The following is a 17,378-nucleotide window of genomic DNA, read 5'->3' as shown; positions in this document are numbered from 1 at the left end:
TCATTGTGAACTCTCGGTTTTTCTTTTGCACTTTTAATAAGAACTCTCCCGAATGACCAGTTGGGTACCCAGCTTGATTTTGCGGGGGTGGTGGGGCTGCGGACTCGCAATCACACGGTCCAGCAGTTGCATGGCTTCCTGTCCCATTTCTTCGGTGAAGACACTGATTGAAGACAGGGCTGGGTAGACTTGGCGCGTGATGGCTGTATCGTTAAAGGTGATGAGTTGGACACGTTCGGGAACGGCGATTTGGTGCTCTTGAAGGGCTCTAAGGGCACCGACAGCTAGAGTGTCGTTTGCCATGAAGAAGGCTGGGGGCAGCTGGTCACCCAGGTTGGTAATAGCCTGGCTCATCAGCTCATAGCCCGACTGGGTGGAGAACTTTCCTTGGTAGATGTAGTCTTCTTGGAGGATGCCCAAGAAGTCTAGATAGGTCCGAAAGGCAGTTAGGCGGGGGTCTGTTGGCAGTTGGTGTCCGTCTGTGGTTTCTTCCTGTCCGACTAGGAGTCCAATATCTGTCAGACCTTGTGAACGGAAGTGGTCGATAACTGTCTGAACAGAGTGTTCAAAGTCAGTTGTGACGCAGGAGAATCCTTCGGTCAGTGTATCAGAATCTACAAAGATCAGCTTAGCAGACAGGCTAGCCAGCTCTGCTATTTGTCCAGAAGAAAACTTACCAACCGCGATGATGCCGTCCAATCCTTGAAGGAGGGGATTGGCCAGGTCGTTGAAGGAGCGGACGATTTGGTAGCCCAAGAGGCTAGCGGCTTGCTCGATGCTAGCTCGGATAGAGTAGTAGTAGAGGTCGGCTAGCTCTTCGCTCTCGGTGTACCACTGAACAATACCGATGGTACCCTTGGGTTGGGGGGCTTGCTTTTTCAAATGCTTGGTGTATCCTAGTTCTTTTGCAGCAGCCAAAATGCGGTCGCGGGTTTCTTGGCTGACCGAGAGAGTCAGGTCTCCGTTTAGAACGCGTGATACGGCTGCTGCAGAAAGCTGGACCTTGTTTGCGATATCCTTAATGGTAACCATCAGTTTTTCCTCCGTATGAATCTAGTCTTAGTATAGCATAAATGGCTTGATTAGTAAATATTTAGTAAAACTATTGACTTTTTAAAATTGGAGTTGTACAATAAAAGAAAACGATTACAAAATCAAGGAGGTTCTTATGAACAAAGAACAACTCAAACAAGCCTTTCTCGATGTGTTTGGTCAAGAGGCAGATGCGACTTTCTTCTCACCAGGTCGGATTAATTTGATTGGTGAGCATACGGACTACAATGGTGGACATGTTTTCCCTGCGGCCATTACCTTGGGGACCTACGGTGCTGCTCGCAAACGTGACGACCAGCTTCTACGTTTTTATTCCGCAAACTTTGAAGAACTTGGAATTATCGAAGTGGATTTGAACAATCTGGTCTTTGATAAGGCGGACAACTGGACCAACTATGCCAAAGGTGTTCTTAAGTTCTTGCAAGAAGCAGGTCACACTATCGATACAGGTATGGAAGTCTTTGTTTATGGTAACATTCCAAATGGTTCTGGTTTGTCTTCATCAGCTTCCTTGGAACTCTTGATTGGCATCATCGCAGAAGAGTTGTATGGTCTTGAATTGACGCGTCTTGATTTGGTGAAAATTGGGAAACAAACGGAAAATCACTTTATCGGTGTCAATTCTGGTATCATGGACCAGTTTGCTATCGGTATGGGAGCAGACCAGCGTGCCATTTATCTGGATACCAATACCTTAGAATATGAATTAGTGCCATTGGATTTGGGTGACCATGTGATTGTCATCATGAACACCAACAAACGCCGTGAATTGGCAGATTCTAAGTACAATGAGCGCCGTGCGGAATGTGAAAAAGCGGTGGAAGAATTGAATACAGTCTTGAATATTCAAACTCTGGGAGAATTGGATGAATGGACCTTTGATCAATATAGCTATTTGATTAAGGATGAAAACCGTATCAAGCGTGCCCGCCATGCTGTTCTTGAAAACCAACGGACCTTGCAGGCTCGTAAGGCCTTGGAAGAAGGAGATTTGGCAACCTTTGGTCGTTTGGTCAATGCTTCTCATGTTTCCTTGGAACATGATTATGAAGTGACAGGTTTGGAATTGGATACTTTGGCGCACACAGCTTGGGAGCAAGAAGGCGTTCTTGGTGCTCGGATGACAGGAGCTGGTTTTGGTGGCTGTGGTATTGCCATTGTCCATAAGGATAAGGTTGATGCCTTTACTGAAAATGTTGGTAAGACCTATACTGAGGTGGTCGGCTATGAACCAAGCTTTTATGTAGCTGAGATTGCTGGAGGCTCTCGCGTATTATAGTCTTTCATTTTATCTTTTATTACTGCGTTAACTCACTTTGCCGTACTTCAGTACTGCCTGCAGTTCGTTGCCTTATACTAAAAGTAAACTGAAAGACTATTATTAATAATAGATTGGAGAAATGATGACAGGATTGGTGGATCGTTTTGTTGAGCAGATCATTGCCAACAGTAGTTTTGAGGAAATGGATGCCCTTTACCTGCGCAATAGGGTCTTGGCTTTGGTGGGAGAACAGGTTCTGACTGTTCAAACAGATTTAGAGGACTTGATTGAATTAAAAGATGAGCTATTGGCTCATGGAGTTCGAACTGGTTTTGTGGGAGAATTGCTGGAAGAGCAAGACATGGTTGGGGCTTGTTTGATGGACTTGATTACTCCAAGTCCGAGTCAGGTCAATCGTGATTTTTGGCAGACCTATCAGGAAAATCCTGAACAAGCTGTGGCAGAGTTTTATGCCTTGAGTAAGCGCAATGACTACATCAAGGTGGCTGCTGTTGCCAAAAATATCTATTATCAAACACCGACAGACTATGGCAACCTAGAGATTACCATCAATCTGTCTAAACCTGAGAAGGATCCCAAAGCTATTGCGGCAGCTCGCTTAGCAGAGGCTTCTAATTACCCTCAGTGCCTACTCTGTATGGAAAATGAGGGCTACCAGGGCCGCATCAATCACCCTGCACGCGCCAATCACCGCATTATCCGCTTGGATCTTGGTCAGGAACAGTGGGGCTTCCAGTATTCGCCTTATGCTTACTACAATGAACATGCTATTTTCCTAAATCAGGAACATGTGCCGATGGTTATTAGTTCGCGAACATTTGAGCAGCTCTTAAACTTGCTAGACATCTTTCCAAATTATTTTGTCGGTTCCAACTCAGACCTACCAATCTCGGGTGGCTCCATCTTGACCCACAATCACTATCAGGGTGGGCGGCACAGTTTTGCCATGGAAAAGGCACCGATTGAGCACCAGCTGGTCTTCGACGGCTTTGAGTCCGTTTCGGCAGGGATTGTCAAGTGGCCCATGTCGGTCATTCGCTTGAGTTCAGCAGATAAGCCATCGCTTCTTGGTTTAGCGACTAAGATCTTGGAAAAATGGCGGAGCTACTCAGATGCTAGCGTTCAGATCAAGGCTGAGACGGATGGAACTCCCCATCATACCATCACCCCGATTGCCCGGAAACGAGGGGACTTGTACGAGCTGGATTTGGTTCTCCGCGACAATCAGACCTCGGAAGAATTTCCAGATGGCATCTATCATCCACATCCAGATGTGCAACATATCAAGAAAGAAAATATCGGCTTGATTGAGGTCATGGGCTTGGCGATTCTGCCTCCACGCTTGAAAGCAGAATTGGCTGAAGTCAAGAAATACTTACTCGGTCAAGCTAATCAGGTGGCAGCTTATCATCAGCCTTGGGCGGACAGGTTAAAAGCAGAATATCCAGTTGTGACAGAAGAGACAGCGGAAGAGGTCATTCGAGATTCTGTTGGCCACATTTTTGCCCGCGTCTTGGAAGATGCAGGTGTCTACAAACGAACACCGGAAGGTCGGGCAGCCTTTATGCGATTCGTAGAATTTGTAGGTTTAGCAACATAATTGCAAGAAAGAGTGGGACCCAGTCCTACTCTTTTGGTATAATGGGAGTATTCGCATTGTGAAAAGGAGATAGGATGACAGAAAAACAAAAAGGGACCTTGATTACCCTTATAGCAGGTATTGCTTGGGGGCTTTCGGGGGTGAGTGGCCAGTATTTGATGACAAGGGGGCTGGCAGTTGAGTTGCTGACTTCCCTACGACTTCTGATAGCTGGAGTTTGTTTACTGACAATAGCCTGGTGGACGGCACGAAATGATCTTGTTCGCTTGCTCCGTCACAAAAAGGATTTACTTATGACCTTGGTCTTTGCCTTACTAGGCTTGGTGCTCAATCAGATGGCCTATCTGCAAGCCATCTCCCATACAAATGCAGGGACTGCAACAGTCTTACAATATCTTTGCCCGATTTTGGTTTTGGGCTATTCCTGTATTCGATTGAAGCAACTGCCAAGCTGGGTGGAGGTTTTATCGATTGTCCTAGCTGTGTCAGGAACCTTTCTGATTGCTACACATGGTCACCTGGATCAGCTGGCAGTTACACCGCTTAGCTTGTTCTGGGGAATTTTTTCAGCCTTTACCTATTCGCTCTACATTATCCTTCCAGCCCGACTGATTCGTCAATACGGGAGTTTAGTGGTGATTGGTCTGGGGATGTTGATGGGGGGAATCATTGAAAGTATTGGGTTCCAAACCTGGCAGTACCCGCTAGTAATGGATGGCGGCATTCTATTGGGCTTACTGGGAATTGTTGGTGTTGGGACCATTTTTGCCTATACCGCCTTTCTCAAGGGTGTCAGCATGGTTGGACCGGTCAATGGTAGCTTGTTAGCTTCCATTGAGCCCATTGCTTCAGTCTTTTTTGCTGTTTGGTTGGTGAATGAGGTCTTCTATCCAATTGATTTCCTTGGGATGGTCTTAATTCTCTTCGCAGTACTATTGATTTCAATCAAAGATATTCTTTTTACAAGGGGCAGTAAATAGGCTGCTCTTTTTTGTGTGCCATGATATAATAGAAAGAAAAGGCTTTCAATAAAAGGAGGGTTTATGATTAAAGAATTTTGTGCTGAGAATCATGAACAAGTTGCATGTGCCCTAGCTTTAGGGAGTCAACGGATCGAACTCTGTGATAACCTGGCAGTCGGAGGAACCACACCGAGTTATGGTGTGATGGAGTATGTCTGCCAATTGGCTCACCAACAAGAGGCGACGGTCATGACCATGATTCGTCCGAGGGGAGGAAATTTTCATTACAGCCCTGAGGAGGTGGCCATGATGCTGGTGGATTGCCGCATAGCCAGACAAGTAGGCTCAGATGGCTTGGTTTTCGGTGCGCTGACAGAGGAAAACTGGCTGGACGAGCCAGTCCTAAAACAATTGGTCGAGGCATCGGATGGGGGTGAACTGGTCTTTCACATGGCTTTTGACCTGATTCCTAGAAGTCGCCAGAAGGAGGCCATTGATTGGCTAGCTGACCATGGTTTTCAGCGAATCCTGACCAGAGGCCATATCAGTGGCTCTGCCTTGGAGCACTGGCAATGGTTAAAGGAAATCATGGACTATGCGCGTGGTAAGATTGAAATCCTAATAGGGGGAGGCTTGACCAAAGAAAATCTCCCTCAATTAATGGACTTGCTAGAGCCAGATCAAGTCCATGGGACTCGCTTGTTCTGGTAATGTTTGTTTCTATTCTCTCCATTGATGGCTAGATAAGATTGTCAAACTGTTTTAATTTTCTGACAAAATATGAAAGGGTTTACAAAAAGATAGAAAATTGTTACAATAAAGTCAGTAATTATCGGGGAGGATTATATGACAAAACAGACAGTTTTGAATCACCGCGAAGCAGATGAGGTGGTATCGACTGGAATCCAGTTGCCAGAAGGATTTGCAGCAGGTTTGGTTGAGTATTTGAAAAACGGAAAATCTGGTCTGGATTCAACTTTAGAAAAGCTGGGGGAACTTGGCTTGGAAGCCAATCGTTTTCAAGGAAATGAGGCAGACAAATCGCGCTTGATTGCAGATATTGAAGCTGTGGATCAGGAGATTTTGGAAGAGTTGGCCTTGTATGCTACAGACTTGCTCAATCCACTTCGTAAGGCGCTCGGAAGTGTAGCGGTGGAAGTGAGCAGCCTAGCTTTGGATTATGCCAAGAGTTTGGCTACATCGATTGAGGCGGGGCTTTACAAGCATGACTACGATAGTCTGATTGAGATTGCCAAGCAAAAAGGAGTAGAGCCACAGGGCAAGGATTGTATCGCCTTCTCGGAATACAAGGAAGATGGTTACAGTCTCTATGATGCCAAGGAGCTGATTTACCAAGGATTGGTATGGCGTCTTTTTGATGATAGCCATGCAGACTATGGACATGCTGCTATCTTGCTTGGAATCGGCCAGGACGATTCGGGTGTTGAAGCGATTGGTTTTGCATTCTCAAGACTCAGTCTCCATGTGGAATGGCTGCTGACACATATGATTTTCATTCCGAAAGATTGGGTACTTGCCCAGGCTGACTAAGAATCACAATCGTCCCTTTGGGGCGATTTTTTTCTTACAGTGGCTATCGGTCTAGTGGTCGCATTTTTACTAAATAAATGATATAATTATCTGATAACGCGAAGTGGAGAATCAAGTGACTTTAGAAAATTACATGCCAGATTTTGCTTTGGAAAAGGCTTATGATGTAACAGTTGATAGTTTAAAAAAACATGGAATCAAGGTGGTCTTTGTCGATTTGGACAATACCCTGATTGCTTGGAATAATCCAGACGGTACGCCAGAGATGCGCCAGTGGTTACATGATTTGCGAGACGCAGGCATTCCCGTTGTGGTGGTTTCCAACAATAAATACGAACGTGTCAAACGTGCGGTTGAAAAATTTGGGATTGAATTTGAAGCCTTCGCTCTCAAGCCTTTCACCTTTGGGATTAACCGTGCTTTGAAACGCTATGATGTCCAGCGACATGAAGTGGTCATGATTGGCGATCAGTTGATGACGGACATTCGGGCTGCTAAGCGAGCAGGTCTCAAGTCTGTCTTGGTCAAACCCTTGATAAAGACGGACTCTATTAATACGCAGATTAACCGTTGGCGTGAGCGACGGACCATGAAGAAAATCATCGCCAAATATGGAGCGATAGACTACAAGAGGGAGATGTAAGTGGAAGAATTATTTTGTATCGGCTGTGGTGCCCAGATTCAGACGCTAGACAAGGCTGTCGCTGGTTTTACACCTCAATCAGCCCTAGAAAAAGGCTTGGAAACAGGGCAACTCTACTGCCAACGTTGTTTCCGTTTGCGCCATTACAATGAGATTTCAGATGTCAATATCTCGGATGACGATTTCTTGAAACTTCTCCATAGCGTGGGAGAAAGCGATGCCTTGGTGGTCAATGTCATTGATATTTTTGATTTCAATGGTTCAGTCATTCCGGGTTTGCCTCGCTTTATTTCTGGAAATGACGTGCTTTTGGTCGGCAACAAGCAGGACATTTTACCCAAGTCTGTCAAGACAGGCAAGGTCACCCAGTGGTTGACCGAGCGGGCGCATGAAATCGGCATGCGACCAGTTGATGTGGCCTTGACTTCTGCTCAAAATAAGCAGGCTATCAAGGACTTGATTGAAAAGATTGAACAACACCGCAAGGGGCGGGATGTCTATGTGGTCGGTGTGACCAACGTCGGCAAATCAACCTTGATCAATGCTATTATCCAAGAAATCACAGGGGACAAGGATGTCATTACGACTTCACGTTTCCCTGGAACGACGCTGGATAAGATTGAAATTCCTTTGGATGATGGTTCATACATCTATGACACGCCAGGAATTATCCATCGTCACCAGATGGCCCATTATTTGACAGCTAAAAACCTCAAGTACATCAGCCCTCGGAAAGAAATCAAGCCAAAGACCTACCAGCTCAATCCAGAACAAACCTTGTTCTTGGCTGGTCTGGGACGATTTGACTTTGTGGCTGGTGAACGCCAAGGTTTTACGGCCTTCTTTGACAATGAATTGCAGCTCCACCGCACCAAACTGCAGGGGGCTAGTGAATTTTACCAGAAACATGCGGGCTCACTTTTAGTGCCGCCAACCAGCAAGGAATTGAAAGAATTTCCAGAACTGGTCCGTCATGAATTTACCATCAACGAAAAGACGGATGTGGTCTTCTCAGGTCTTGGTTGGATTCGTGTCAATGAAAAGGCCAAGATTGCTGCCTGGGCGCCTAAGGGTGTGGATGTGGTGATCCGCAAGGCGATTATTTAGATGTGAGTCCTGGTTACATTTGTTAGCCAATAAATTATAGAAACATAGGAAAAATAGATGTCATTAACTTCAAAACAACGTGCCTTTTTGAACAGTCAGGCACATAGTCTCAAACCCATCATTCAGATTGGGAAAAATGGTCTCAATGACCAGATTAAAACCAGTGTTCGTCAGGCCTTGGATGCGCGTGAATTGATCAAGGTGACCTTGCTACAAAATACGGATGAAAACATCCACGAAGTAGCTGAAATCTTGGAAGAAGAAATCGGTGTGGATACGGTCCAAAAAATCGGTCGCATCCTGATTTTATTCAAACAATCTAGCAAGAAAGAGAACCGTAAAATTTCCAAACAGGTCAAAGAAATCTAAGAAGGAGAGCCTATGGCTATTGAACTCTTAACACCCTTTACCAAGGTTGAATTAGAGGTTGAAAAGAAAGAAACCAATCGCAAACAAGTGGGGATTCTGGGAGGGAATTTCAATCCTGTCCACAATGCTCATTTGATTGTGGCAGACCAGGTCCGTCAACAGTTGAAGTTGGATGAAGTCTTGCTCATGCCAGAATTCATTCCGCCCCATGTGGATAAGAAAGAAACCATTGACGAATACCATCGCTATTCTATGCTCAAGATGGCTATTGCAGGTATTGAGGGCTTGGGGATTGAAACCATTGAACTGGAACGCCGTGGTGTCAGCTATACCTACGACACCATGAAATTGCTGAAGGAAAAAAATCCTGATACGGATTATTATTTCATCATCGGTGCGGATATGGTCGATTACTTGCCAAAATGGCATAGGATTGATGAATTGGTCCAGTTGGTGCAGTTTGTTGGTGTCCAGCGTCCTCGTTACAAGGCAGGGACTTCCTATCCTGTTATCTGGGTAGATGTGCCCTTGATGGACATTTCCTCCAGCATGGTACGAAGCTTTATCAAGCAAGGACGGGTGCCGAATTTTATGGTGCCCCATGAAGTTCTGGACTATATCGAAGAAAAGGGACTCTACCAATGATTGCAGCAGATTTGACATTTGACCGTCAGGCTCTTTTGGAAAAAATCCGTGTAGCCATGAAGCCAGCGCGCTTCCAACATGTTTTGGGTGTGGAAGAGGCGGCGCTTACCTTGGCAGACCAATACGGCTGTGATCCGAAAAAAGCCAGTCTGGCAGCGCTTTTGCATGATTATGCCAAAGAAGTAGAAGACCAAGTCTTTCTGGATTTGATTGCCAAGTATGATTTGGACAAGGACCTGCTTAACTGGGATAATAACATCTGGCACGGTGTGGTTGGGGCCTATAAAATCGCAGAAGATTTTGGCTTGAAAGATGAGGAAATTTTTCAAGCCATTCAACGACATACCATTGGTGCAGGGCAGATGACCTTGCTGGACAAGGTGCTCTATGTGGCGGACTACATCGAACCCAATCGGGATTTTCCTGGGGTGGATGAGGCGCGACGGATTGCAAAAGAGTCCTTGGACAAGGCGGTAGCTTATGAAACTGCCCAGACCATTTCCTACTTGGCCAAGAAGGGGGTTCCCATTTATCCACAAACTTTGGAAACTTATAATGGATATGTTGCTTGGTTGAAGGAGCAAGAATGATTGCATTAAAACCTGTGGATGAAAGTTCCTATCAAGCTGTCTTGGACTTGTCAGTAGCCGAGGCAGATAAGTACTTCGTAGCTCCCAACGTGCGTTCCTTGGCAGATGCCTGGCTATACAGAATGAATGGTGATGTCTTTCCCTATGCCATCTGGGCAGATGAGCAGGTTGTTGGCTTTGCCCTGATTGACATTGATGAGGACATCCAGCAGTATATGCTCTGGCGGTTTATGATTGGTCAAGAATTTCAGGGGAAGGGCTATGGCCAGGCTGCTTTGAAAGTCGTGATTGATCAAGCAAGAGCTCACCCCGTTTGCAATCATTTGATTGTCGCCTATGTCAAGGGCAACCAAAAGATGGCAAGACTCTTGGAGAAAAATGGTTTTGTCTTAGATCTTGAAGAAGAAAGGGAATTGGTGTTCCGTTTGGAAACACCTGGGGTCAAGTTTTGAAATCTGCATTGTTAGTCATTGACATTCAGCATTTGCCTGTGGAAGGCAAGCCCTATGGGATTGAAAATCGGCTTCGGCTCTGGCAAGATAGCCTTGCTCAAGCCCGTAAAGCGGGGCTAGAGGTCATCCATGTCCGCCATCATGACCAGGAATTGGTCAAGGGGACTGCTGACTGGGAGATTCACTCAACTGTTGCACCCTTAGCTAGTGAGAAGATTTTCGATAAGACCTTCAATAGCGCCTTCAAGGAAACAGGGCTTCATGCTTATTTGCAGGAAAAGGGAATTGAGCAGCTCATTATCATGGGAATGGCGACAAATTTTTGCATTGACACGACGATTAAAGTAGCCTTTGAACTAGGCTACAAGGTAGCTGTGATTCGGGACGGAACGACGACAGGTTATTCAGGAAAATTGGATGTCAAGGACTTGATTGACCACTACCAAAACATCTGGTCATGGAATTTTGCCCAGGTGGATACATTAGAAAATATAATTAGAGGATAAGATGAAAGAACTAGATTTAGTAAAAGTTGTGGTCCAGGCTGCTGATGACAAGCGAGCTGAGGACCTTGTTGTAATTGATGTTCAAGGTGTGACCAGCCTGACAGACTACTTTGTGATTGCCAGTTCCATGAACAGTCGTCAGTTGGAGGCTATTGCGGAAAACATCCGTGAAAAGGTAGCGGAAGTTGGAATCAAGGGTAGCCGTATAGAAGGCGATAGTAACGGTGGCTGGGTCCTTTTGGACCTTGGAGGTGTAGTCGTTCATATCTTCTCAGAAGAAATGCGTGACCTCTACAACCTTGAAAAATTATGGCACGAAGGTAGCTTCCTGGAAGTCGCAGAACTTTTAGAAGAGGAATAGTGAGAGTGGAGAGAACTCGACTGACAAAAAGGATTCGTCAACAACTCAAAACTCTGACTTTTTGAACACAGTGTGAGTTAATGAAGCAGTCGATTGGCTGCTTTTTATGAAAGGAAAATATGGCAGCATCTAAAAGTAAGCGGTCACGAAGAGAATTTTTCAAAAATAATATCGCAGTAAATGAGAAGGATTTTCCTTCTGATGAATTTGAGGTGCATCACGTTATAGAATGGGCTGAGATTGATGAGGAAAATCACTTATCGAGACAGAAAATCGATACTTACAAAAATATGTTTCTTCTGAGTAAAGAAGTACATAAAGAAATTACAAGAAAAACAAATTCCTCTCGTGCGTCGAATAGAGGACAATATGGAGTAATACCTAGAAAATTCTATAAAGTTGAAATTTATGATGATATTGAGGAAATATTAGTGAAATTAATAAATATTATGGACTTTAAAGATTTTATAGAGTTAAAATATGGAAAAGATATCTTTTTTGATTTAAAAAATAGGGACATCATCTTGAAATATAATGAAGAAATGTTAGAAGAACATTTCGGATAATGGAGAAAACTATGGCAACTTATGAAACCTTTGCGGCGGTCTATGATGAAATCATGGATGACAGCTTGTATGATAAATGGACAGATTTTAGCTTGCGGAACTTGCCACAAGACACCAAGACAATTTTGGAATTGGCCTGTGGGACAGGGATTCAGGCTGTACGATTTGCTCAAAAGGGCTTTGAAGTGACAGGGCTTGACCTGTCCTATGAAATGTTGGAATTGGCCCAGAAAAAAGCAGAAGCTGCTGGTGTCATGATGGAACTGGCCCAAGCAGATATGATGGCTCTGGAAGGTGTTGGAGATTTCGATGCGGTGACCTGTTACTCGGACAGTCTGTGCTATATGTCGGACCAAGAAGCTGTTTTGCGGGTCTTTGAAGGAGTTCACTCTGTTCTCAATCAAGGTGGTACTTTCCTTTTTGACGTTCACTCCATTTATCAAATGGAGGAAATGTTTGCAGGCTATAGCTACCATGAAAACTACGAGGATTTTGCCTTTGTCTGGGACACCTATGAAGGGGAGCATGAGTATTCCATTGTTCATGAATTGACCTTCTTTGTCAAAGATGAGGACAGTCAAGAGGAGCGATTTGTCCGTCGGGATGAAGTTCATGAAGAGCGGACCTATCCAATTGAAGCCTATGTGGAATTGTTGAAACAAGCTGGTTTTGCATCTGTGGAAGTCTTTGCGGACTTTGAAGATCAAGCTCCGACAGAAACTAGCCAGCGCTGGTTTTTCAAGGCGGTCAAGGCATGATTTCAGGGATTATTGCAGAATACAATCCTTTTCACACGGGACATAAATACCTGCTGGAACAGGCGGAAGGTCTGAAAATCGTAGTTATGTCTGGTAATTTTATGCAACGGGGTGAGCCAGCCATTGTGGATAAGTGGACACGGGCTCAGATGGCTTTGGAACATGGGGCAGATCTTGTTGTTGAGATGCCCTTTTTAGTGTCGGTCCAGTCGGCTGACCATTTTGCCAAGGGAGCAATCAGCATTCTACACAGGCTAGGTGTGGAAAAACTGGTTTTCGGTACGGAAGAAATGCTGGATTACCAGAAAATCGCAGATATCTATGTGGATAAGTCGGAAGAGATGGAAAATTTTGTGAAAAACTTGCCAGACAATCTCTCTTATCCACAGAAGACCCAGGCCATGTGGCAGGAGTTTGCTGGGCTGACCTTCACAGGTGATACACCCAATCATATTCTGGGCTTGGCTTACGCTAAGGCGGTGGCTGGAACAGGTATTCAGCTTGGTCCTGTTCAGCGGCAGGGGGCTGGTTTTCACTCGGAAGAGGTGGAAACGACCTACGCCTCGGCGACGGCTATCCGAAAGGGTGCTGACCAGTTGGACTTGGTGCGTGACTTTTTACCGTCTGCCAGTCTCTTTGAAGAGGCGACCAAGGTAAGCTGGAGAAATTATTTTCCCCTGCTCCGCTACCAAATTGCGACCCACCGAGATCTCAGTCAGGTCTTTCAGGTCAACGAAGAACTAGCCAGTCGTATCCGCTCTGCCATTGGGAGCGCAGCGACCGTGGAGGAGTTAGTGGATGCTGTTGCGACCAAGCGCTACACCAAGGCGCGGGTGCGGCGGGTGCTAACCTACATCTTGGTCAATGCGGTGGAAACTCCCTTGCCAGAAGCGGTCCATATCTTAGGCTTTTCGGCTCGAGGCCAGGCCTATCTCAAGACCGTCAAGGAGCAGGTGGACCTGGTGACGCGGATCGGCAAAGCGCCCTGGGACAGCATGACCCAGCAGGCGGATGCGGTCTATCAACTGGGCGCTAACGCAATAGCAGAGCAGACCTATGGGCGCGTGCCGGTGAGGGTGGAGTGAGATGTAAAAGTTTTTTGATAAAATTCTTGACTCTCACCTTACGTTATCCCTTATACTGGGCATAGAGAGGAGATTTCTATGAACGAAAATTGGACGGTTAAGCAGGTCAGTCAGTTGACAGGATTGACGGTGAGGACCTTGCACCACTATGACCAGATTGGTTTGCTCAAACCAGCATTTGTGGCTGAAAATGGTTATCGCTACTATAATCAGGAGAATTTGGCTCGTCTGCAAGAAATTCTCTTATTTCGTGAGTTGGATTTTCCTCTCAAAGACATTCAGCAGCTTCTGGACGTGACGGAAGTCAATCGTCAGCAGGTCTTGCGGGACCATATCAGCCTTTTAGAGCTCAAAAGGGAACGGCTGGATCGCATTATCAATCACGCCAGATTGCTCACAGAAAAAGGAGGAGAAGTCATGGATTTTCACGCATTTGACAGCAGTCAACTAGAAGCCTACAAGGCGGAAGCAAAGGAACGCTGGGGACAGACCGCGGCCTATGCTGAGTTTGAAGAGCGCTACGATGCTAGCAAAGACCGGGTGTTTGCCCAAGAGATGCAGGCTATTTTTGAGGTTTTTGGAAAAATGCAGAGCTTGGAAGCCGATCATCCAGATGTGCAGGCTCAGGTAGCGAACTTGCAGGCCTATATTACGGAAAATTTCTACACCTGTACCAAGGAAATCTTACAAAATCTAGGTCTTATGTATGTTGAAGACGAGCGATTTTCAGCCAACATCGACCGAGCAGGTGGACTAGGAACAGCAGCCTTTGTCAGTCAAGCTATTGCGATTTATTGCAAAGAATAAACGAAAGAAGTCTAGTGAGAACTAGGCTTTTTTTGGTATACTAGATGAAGCTAGAAAATAAGGAGACACCCCATGATTCAACCTATTATGAAGGACATTTTCTTCCTGCAGCAGAAGTCTGAGTCTGCGACTCAGCTAGATGTGCAGGTCGGTCAGGATTTGCAAGACACTTTAGTAGCCAATGCTCACGCTTGTGTGGGCATGGCGGCTAACATGATTGGCGTCAAAAAGCGGATTATCATCGTCAACGTGGGTTTTACCAACCTGGTCATGTACAATCCCGTCCTCATCAGCAAGGCCAAGCCCTATCAGACAGAGGAGGGCTGCCTGTCGCTGGAAGGTACTCGCCCGACGACACGCTATCAGGAGATTGAAGTGGAGTTTTTTGATGCTTCATGGAAAAAGCAGAGCCTAAAGCTGACAGACTTCCAAGCCCAGATTGTTCAGCATGAACTAGATCATTTGGAAGGGATTATCATCTAGTAGCTACCGAATCTACCGTCAGGTAGATTTTTTATCGTCGTTTAGTTTATCTTTTATTACGTCGTTAACTTACCTTGCCTAACTCCAGTTATGTCTGCGGCTCGTTTCCTAGTACTAAAAGTAAACTAAAAGACTATATCAAAAAGTCAAAAAAGGTCAAACAAAACCATTGACTTTTACTGACCAACGGTGTAAAATAAGATTCGTAAGGTAAAGGACCTTACGAATTCTTTGAACAAAAGGTCAGTTTAGGTCAAATGAGAAGGGTTTGACTTACTCTTGGACCTATTGGTCAGTAAAAGACAAACTTCTAAGGAGGTTGTTATGAAAGACAGGATTATACCCTACTAGCTATTTTTTTACAACAAAGGTCAGTAAACATCAAAAACAAATAAAACTTAAACGAGGTAAAAACGATGAACAACAATTTCAATAATTTTAACAATATGGATGATATTTTCAATCAACTCATGGGGAACATGGGTGGCTACAGTACAGAGCGTCGCCGTTATTCTATCAATGGGCGTGAAGTGACACCGGAGGAATTTGCCATTTACCGTCAGACTGGTCGCCTGCCACAGACAGAAGAAGTGGCTCAAACTCAGGCTAAAGGTCAGATAAAGTCAGACGGAATTCTGGCAAAACTGGGCCGCAATTTGACACAAGATGCGCGTGAAGGCAAGTTGGATCCAGTCATTGGACGAAACAAGGAAATTCAAGAAACATCTGAAATTCTGGCTCGCCGTACCAAGAACAATCCTGTTTTGGTCGGTGATGCGGGTGTAGGTAAAACTGCGGTAGTAGAAGGTTTGGCTCAGGCCATTGTCAATGGTGATGTGCCAGCAGCCATTAAGAATAAGGAAATCATCTCCATCGACATTTCAGGCTTGGAAGCTGGGACTCAGTACCGTGGAGCTTTTGAAGAAAATGTCCAAAATCTTGTGGATGAAGTCAAAAAAGCTGGCAATATCATTCTCTTTTTTGATGAGATTCATCAGATTTTGGGAGCTGGTAGCACTGGTGGAGACTCAGGTTCCAAGGGCTTAGCAGATATTCTCAAACCAGCCCTGTCACGTGGAGAGTTGACCGTCATTGGTGCGACCACGCAAGACGAGTACCGCAATACCATTCACAAGAACGCCGCTCTGGCTCGTCGTTTCAATGAAGTCAAGGTTAATGCTCCGTCCGCAGAAGATACCTACCAGATTTTGAAAGGTATCAAGCCGCTTTATGAAGCCCACCACAATATTGAATTGCCAGATGAGGTCTTGAGAGCTGCGGTTGATTATTCCGTCCAATATATTCCACAACGTAGCTTGCCTGATAAGGCTATTGACCTGGTCGATGTGACTGCTGCTCACTTAGCTGCACAACATCCTGTTACAGATATCCAAGCTTTGGAGGCAGAGATTGAACAGGCTAAAGCTTTGCAAAGTCAGGCAGCTGAAAAAGAAGATTACGAAACAGCACTCAATGAAAAAGTCCGCATCGACAAGCTCCAAGAACAAATTGACAACCACACAGAGCAACAGAAAGTGGTAGCGACTGTTAATGATGTAGCTCAGGCGGTTGAGCGAATGACAGGCATCCCAGTCTCTCAAATGGGAGCTTCTGACATTGAACGACTCAAGGAATTGAAGCATCGCCTGGAGACAAATGTAATTGGTCAAGACGATGCGGTGGAAGCTGTATCTCGTGCCATTCGTCGCAATCGTGCAGGTTTTGATGACGGCAACCGTCCAATTGGTTCCTTCCTCTTTGTCGGTCCGACAGGTGTGGGTAAGACAGAGTTGGCAAAACAGTTAGCGCTAGACTTGTTTGGTAACAAGGAGGCCATTATTCGTTTGGATATGTCTGAATACAGTGACCGTACAGCCGTTTCCAAATTAATCGGTACCACAGCTGGTTATGTTGGTTATGATGATAATTCCCATACTCTTACCGAGCGTGTCCGCCGCAATCCATACTCCATTGTCCTCTTGGATGAGATTGAAAAGGCAGATCCACAAGTGATTACCCTCCTTTTGCAAGTACTAGACGATGGTCATTTGACAGACGGACAGGGCAACCAGGTCAACTTCAAAAATACCCTTGTCATCGCGACTTCAAATGCAGGTTTTGGTTATGGAATGGCAGAAGGTGAAGAAAATCAAGACATCATGGACCGCATCGCACCATTCTTCCGTCCGGAGTTCCTTAACCGTTTCAACGCAGTTATCGAATTCAAACACTTGGGCAAAGAAGACCTCAAGGCTATCGTAGATTTGATGTTAGGCCAGGTCAATAAGACCCTAGCTAAAAAAGGTATTCACTTAGAAGTGACTGAGGCAGTCAAAGAGTTCTTGATGGAAGAAGGCTATGATCAGGCTATGGGAGCTCGTCCATTGCGCCGTGTGATTGAAAATCAGATTCGAGACAAGGTAACGGATTACTATCTGGATCACTTAGATGTGACCAACTTGTTGGCTGATGTGGTGGAAAATGAGATTCAAATCAGCGAGCAAACCTTTTCATAAAATAATTGAATAATATTGAAATTCTGGGTTAAAATGCTCAGA

The 17,378-nt window shown here is 45.2% G+C and carries 20 protein-coding genes; 19 read left to right on the top strand and 1 reads right to left on the bottom strand.

All coding sequences use genetic code 11. The annotated features are described in order from the left end of the window. Positions 1-33: 33 nt before the first annotated feature. A complete protein-coding gene (locus tag PXH68_RS07655) occupies positions 34-1,032 on the bottom strand; it encodes a LacI family DNA-binding transcriptional regulator (protein WP_248027655.1) in 999 nt (332 codons plus the stop codon). A gap of 136 nt (positions 1,033-1,168) precedes the next feature. On the opposite strand from PXH68_RS07655, the gene PXH68_RS07650 reads away from it, so the two are divergent. From PXH68_RS07650 to PXH68_RS07560, 19 genes are all read left to right on the top strand, one after another. Next, positions 1,169-2,332, top strand: coding sequence for a galactokinase (locus PXH68_RS07650; RefSeq protein WP_158456874.1), 1,164 nt, complete (start codon positions 1,169-1,171; stop codon positions 2,330-2,332). A 121-nt stretch (positions 2,333-2,453) separates the two neighbouring features. Beyond that, on the top strand, positions 2,454-3,935 hold the full coding sequence (galT, locus tag PXH68_RS07645) for a UDP-glucose--hexose-1-phosphate uridylyltransferase (protein WP_248027653.1): 1,482 nt from the start codon (positions 2,454-2,456) through the stop codon (positions 3,933-3,935). Between the two features lie 74 nt (positions 3,936-4,009). Further along, positions 4,010-4,915, top strand: a complete 906-nt coding sequence (locus PXH68_RS07640) for a DMT family transporter (protein WP_248027651.1) — start codon at positions 4,010-4,012, stop codon at positions 4,913-4,915. Positions 4,916-4,978: 63 nt separating this feature from the next. Then, positions 4,979-5,608 carry a copper homeostasis protein CutC gene (locus tag PXH68_RS07635; protein WP_248027649.1) on the top strand — a complete coding sequence of 210 codons (630 nt, stop codon included), beginning with the start codon at positions 4,979-4,981 and terminating at the stop codon, positions 5,606-5,608. A 135-nt stretch (positions 5,609-5,743) separates the two neighbouring features. Continuing rightward, positions 5,744-6,448 (top strand): SEC10/PgrA surface exclusion domain-containing protein, encoded by a 705-nt coding sequence (locus PXH68_RS07630; RefSeq protein ID WP_205031532.1) that lies wholly within the window; start codon positions 5,744-5,746, stop codon positions 6,446-6,448. A gap of 115 nt (positions 6,449-6,563) precedes the next feature. Then, the gene (locus tag PXH68_RS07625) at positions 6,564-7,091 is read left to right on the top strand and encodes a YqeG family HAD IIIA-type phosphatase (protein ID WP_316715594.1); all 528 of its coding nucleotides are present in this window, start codon (positions 6,564-6,566) and stop codon (positions 7,089-7,091) included. Continuing rightward, entirely contained in the window at positions 7,092-8,198 is a 1,107-nt protein-coding gene (gene yqeH, locus PXH68_RS07620) for a ribosome biogenesis GTPase YqeH (protein WP_203178529.1), read from the top strand. 57 nt (positions 8,199-8,255) lie between these two features. After that, the gene (gene yhbY, locus PXH68_RS07615) at positions 8,256-8,567 is read left to right on the top strand and encodes a ribosome assembly RNA-binding protein YhbY (protein WP_004195298.1); all 312 of its coding nucleotides are present in this window, start codon (positions 8,256-8,258) and stop codon (positions 8,565-8,567) included. Between the two features lie 12 nt (positions 8,568-8,579). Continuing rightward, positions 8,580-9,212 (top strand): nicotinate-nucleotide adenylyltransferase, encoded by a 633-nt coding sequence (locus PXH68_RS07610; RefSeq protein WP_014637492.1) that lies wholly within the window; start codon positions 8,580-8,582, stop codon positions 9,210-9,212. Beyond that, positions 9,209-9,802: a bis(5'-nucleosyl)-tetraphosphatase (symmetrical) YqeK gene (gene yqeK, locus PXH68_RS07605; RefSeq protein WP_248027647.1), complete on the top strand. Its 594-nt coding sequence runs from the start codon at positions 9,209-9,211 to the stop codon at positions 9,800-9,802. Before PXH68_RS07610 ends, yqeK begins: the two co-directional genes overlap by 4 nt. Next, positions 9,799-10,254, top strand: a complete 456-nt coding sequence (locus PXH68_RS07600; protein WP_248027645.1) for a GNAT family N-acetyltransferase — start codon at positions 9,799-9,801, stop codon at positions 10,252-10,254. Before yqeK ends, PXH68_RS07600 begins: the two co-directional genes overlap by 4 nt. After that, on the top strand, positions 10,251-10,760 hold the full coding sequence (locus PXH68_RS07595) for a cysteine hydrolase family protein (RefSeq protein ID WP_248027643.1): 510 nt from the start codon (positions 10,251-10,253) through the stop codon (positions 10,758-10,760). Before PXH68_RS07600 ends, PXH68_RS07595 begins: the two co-directional genes overlap by 4 nt. 1 nt (position 10,761) lies before the next feature. Next, positions 10,762-11,121 carry a ribosome silencing factor gene (gene rsfS, locus PXH68_RS07590; protein ID WP_172115766.1) on the top strand — a complete coding sequence of 120 codons (360 nt, stop codon included), beginning with the start codon at positions 10,762-10,764 and terminating at the stop codon, positions 11,119-11,121. 119 nt (positions 11,122-11,240) lie between these two features. After that, a complete protein-coding gene (locus PXH68_RS07585; RefSeq protein ID WP_248027641.1) occupies positions 11,241-11,687 on the top strand; it encodes an HNH endonuclease in 447 nt (148 codons plus the stop codon). A gap of 11 nt (positions 11,688-11,698) precedes the next feature. Further along, positions 11,699-12,445: a class I SAM-dependent DNA methyltransferase gene (locus PXH68_RS07580; protein WP_248027639.1), complete on the top strand. Its 747-nt coding sequence runs from the start codon at positions 11,699-11,701 to the stop codon at positions 12,443-12,445. Further along, positions 12,442-13,530: a nucleotidyltransferase gene (locus PXH68_RS07575; protein WP_248027637.1), complete on the top strand. Its 1,089-nt coding sequence runs from the start codon at positions 12,442-12,444 to the stop codon at positions 13,528-13,530. Before PXH68_RS07580 ends, PXH68_RS07575 begins: the two co-directional genes overlap by 4 nt. A 78-nt stretch (positions 13,531-13,608) precedes the next feature. Next, positions 13,609-14,337: a MerR family transcriptional regulator gene (locus tag PXH68_RS07570; protein ID WP_248027635.1), complete on the top strand. Its 729-nt coding sequence runs from the start codon at positions 13,609-13,611 to the stop codon at positions 14,335-14,337. A 72-nt stretch (positions 14,338-14,409) separates the two neighbouring features. Further along, entirely contained in the window at positions 14,410-14,820 is a 411-nt protein-coding gene (locus tag PXH68_RS07565) for a peptide deformylase (RefSeq protein WP_248027633.1), read from the top strand. 416 nt (positions 14,821-15,236) lie between these two features. Beyond that, positions 15,237-17,336 carry an ATP-dependent Clp protease ATP-binding subunit gene (locus PXH68_RS07560; protein ID WP_248027631.1) on the top strand — a complete coding sequence of 700 codons (2,100 nt, stop codon included), beginning with the start codon at positions 15,237-15,239 and terminating at the stop codon, positions 17,334-17,336. The last annotated feature ends 42 nt before the right edge of the window (positions 17,337-17,378 follow it).

This window comes from Streptococcus sp. 29896 (genome assembly GCF_032594915.1).
Taxonomy (GTDB): Bacteria; Bacillota; Bacilli; order Lactobacillales; family Streptococcaceae; genus Streptococcus; species Streptococcus suivaginalis.
This window is presented reverse-complemented; position numbering and strand designations above follow the sequence as displayed.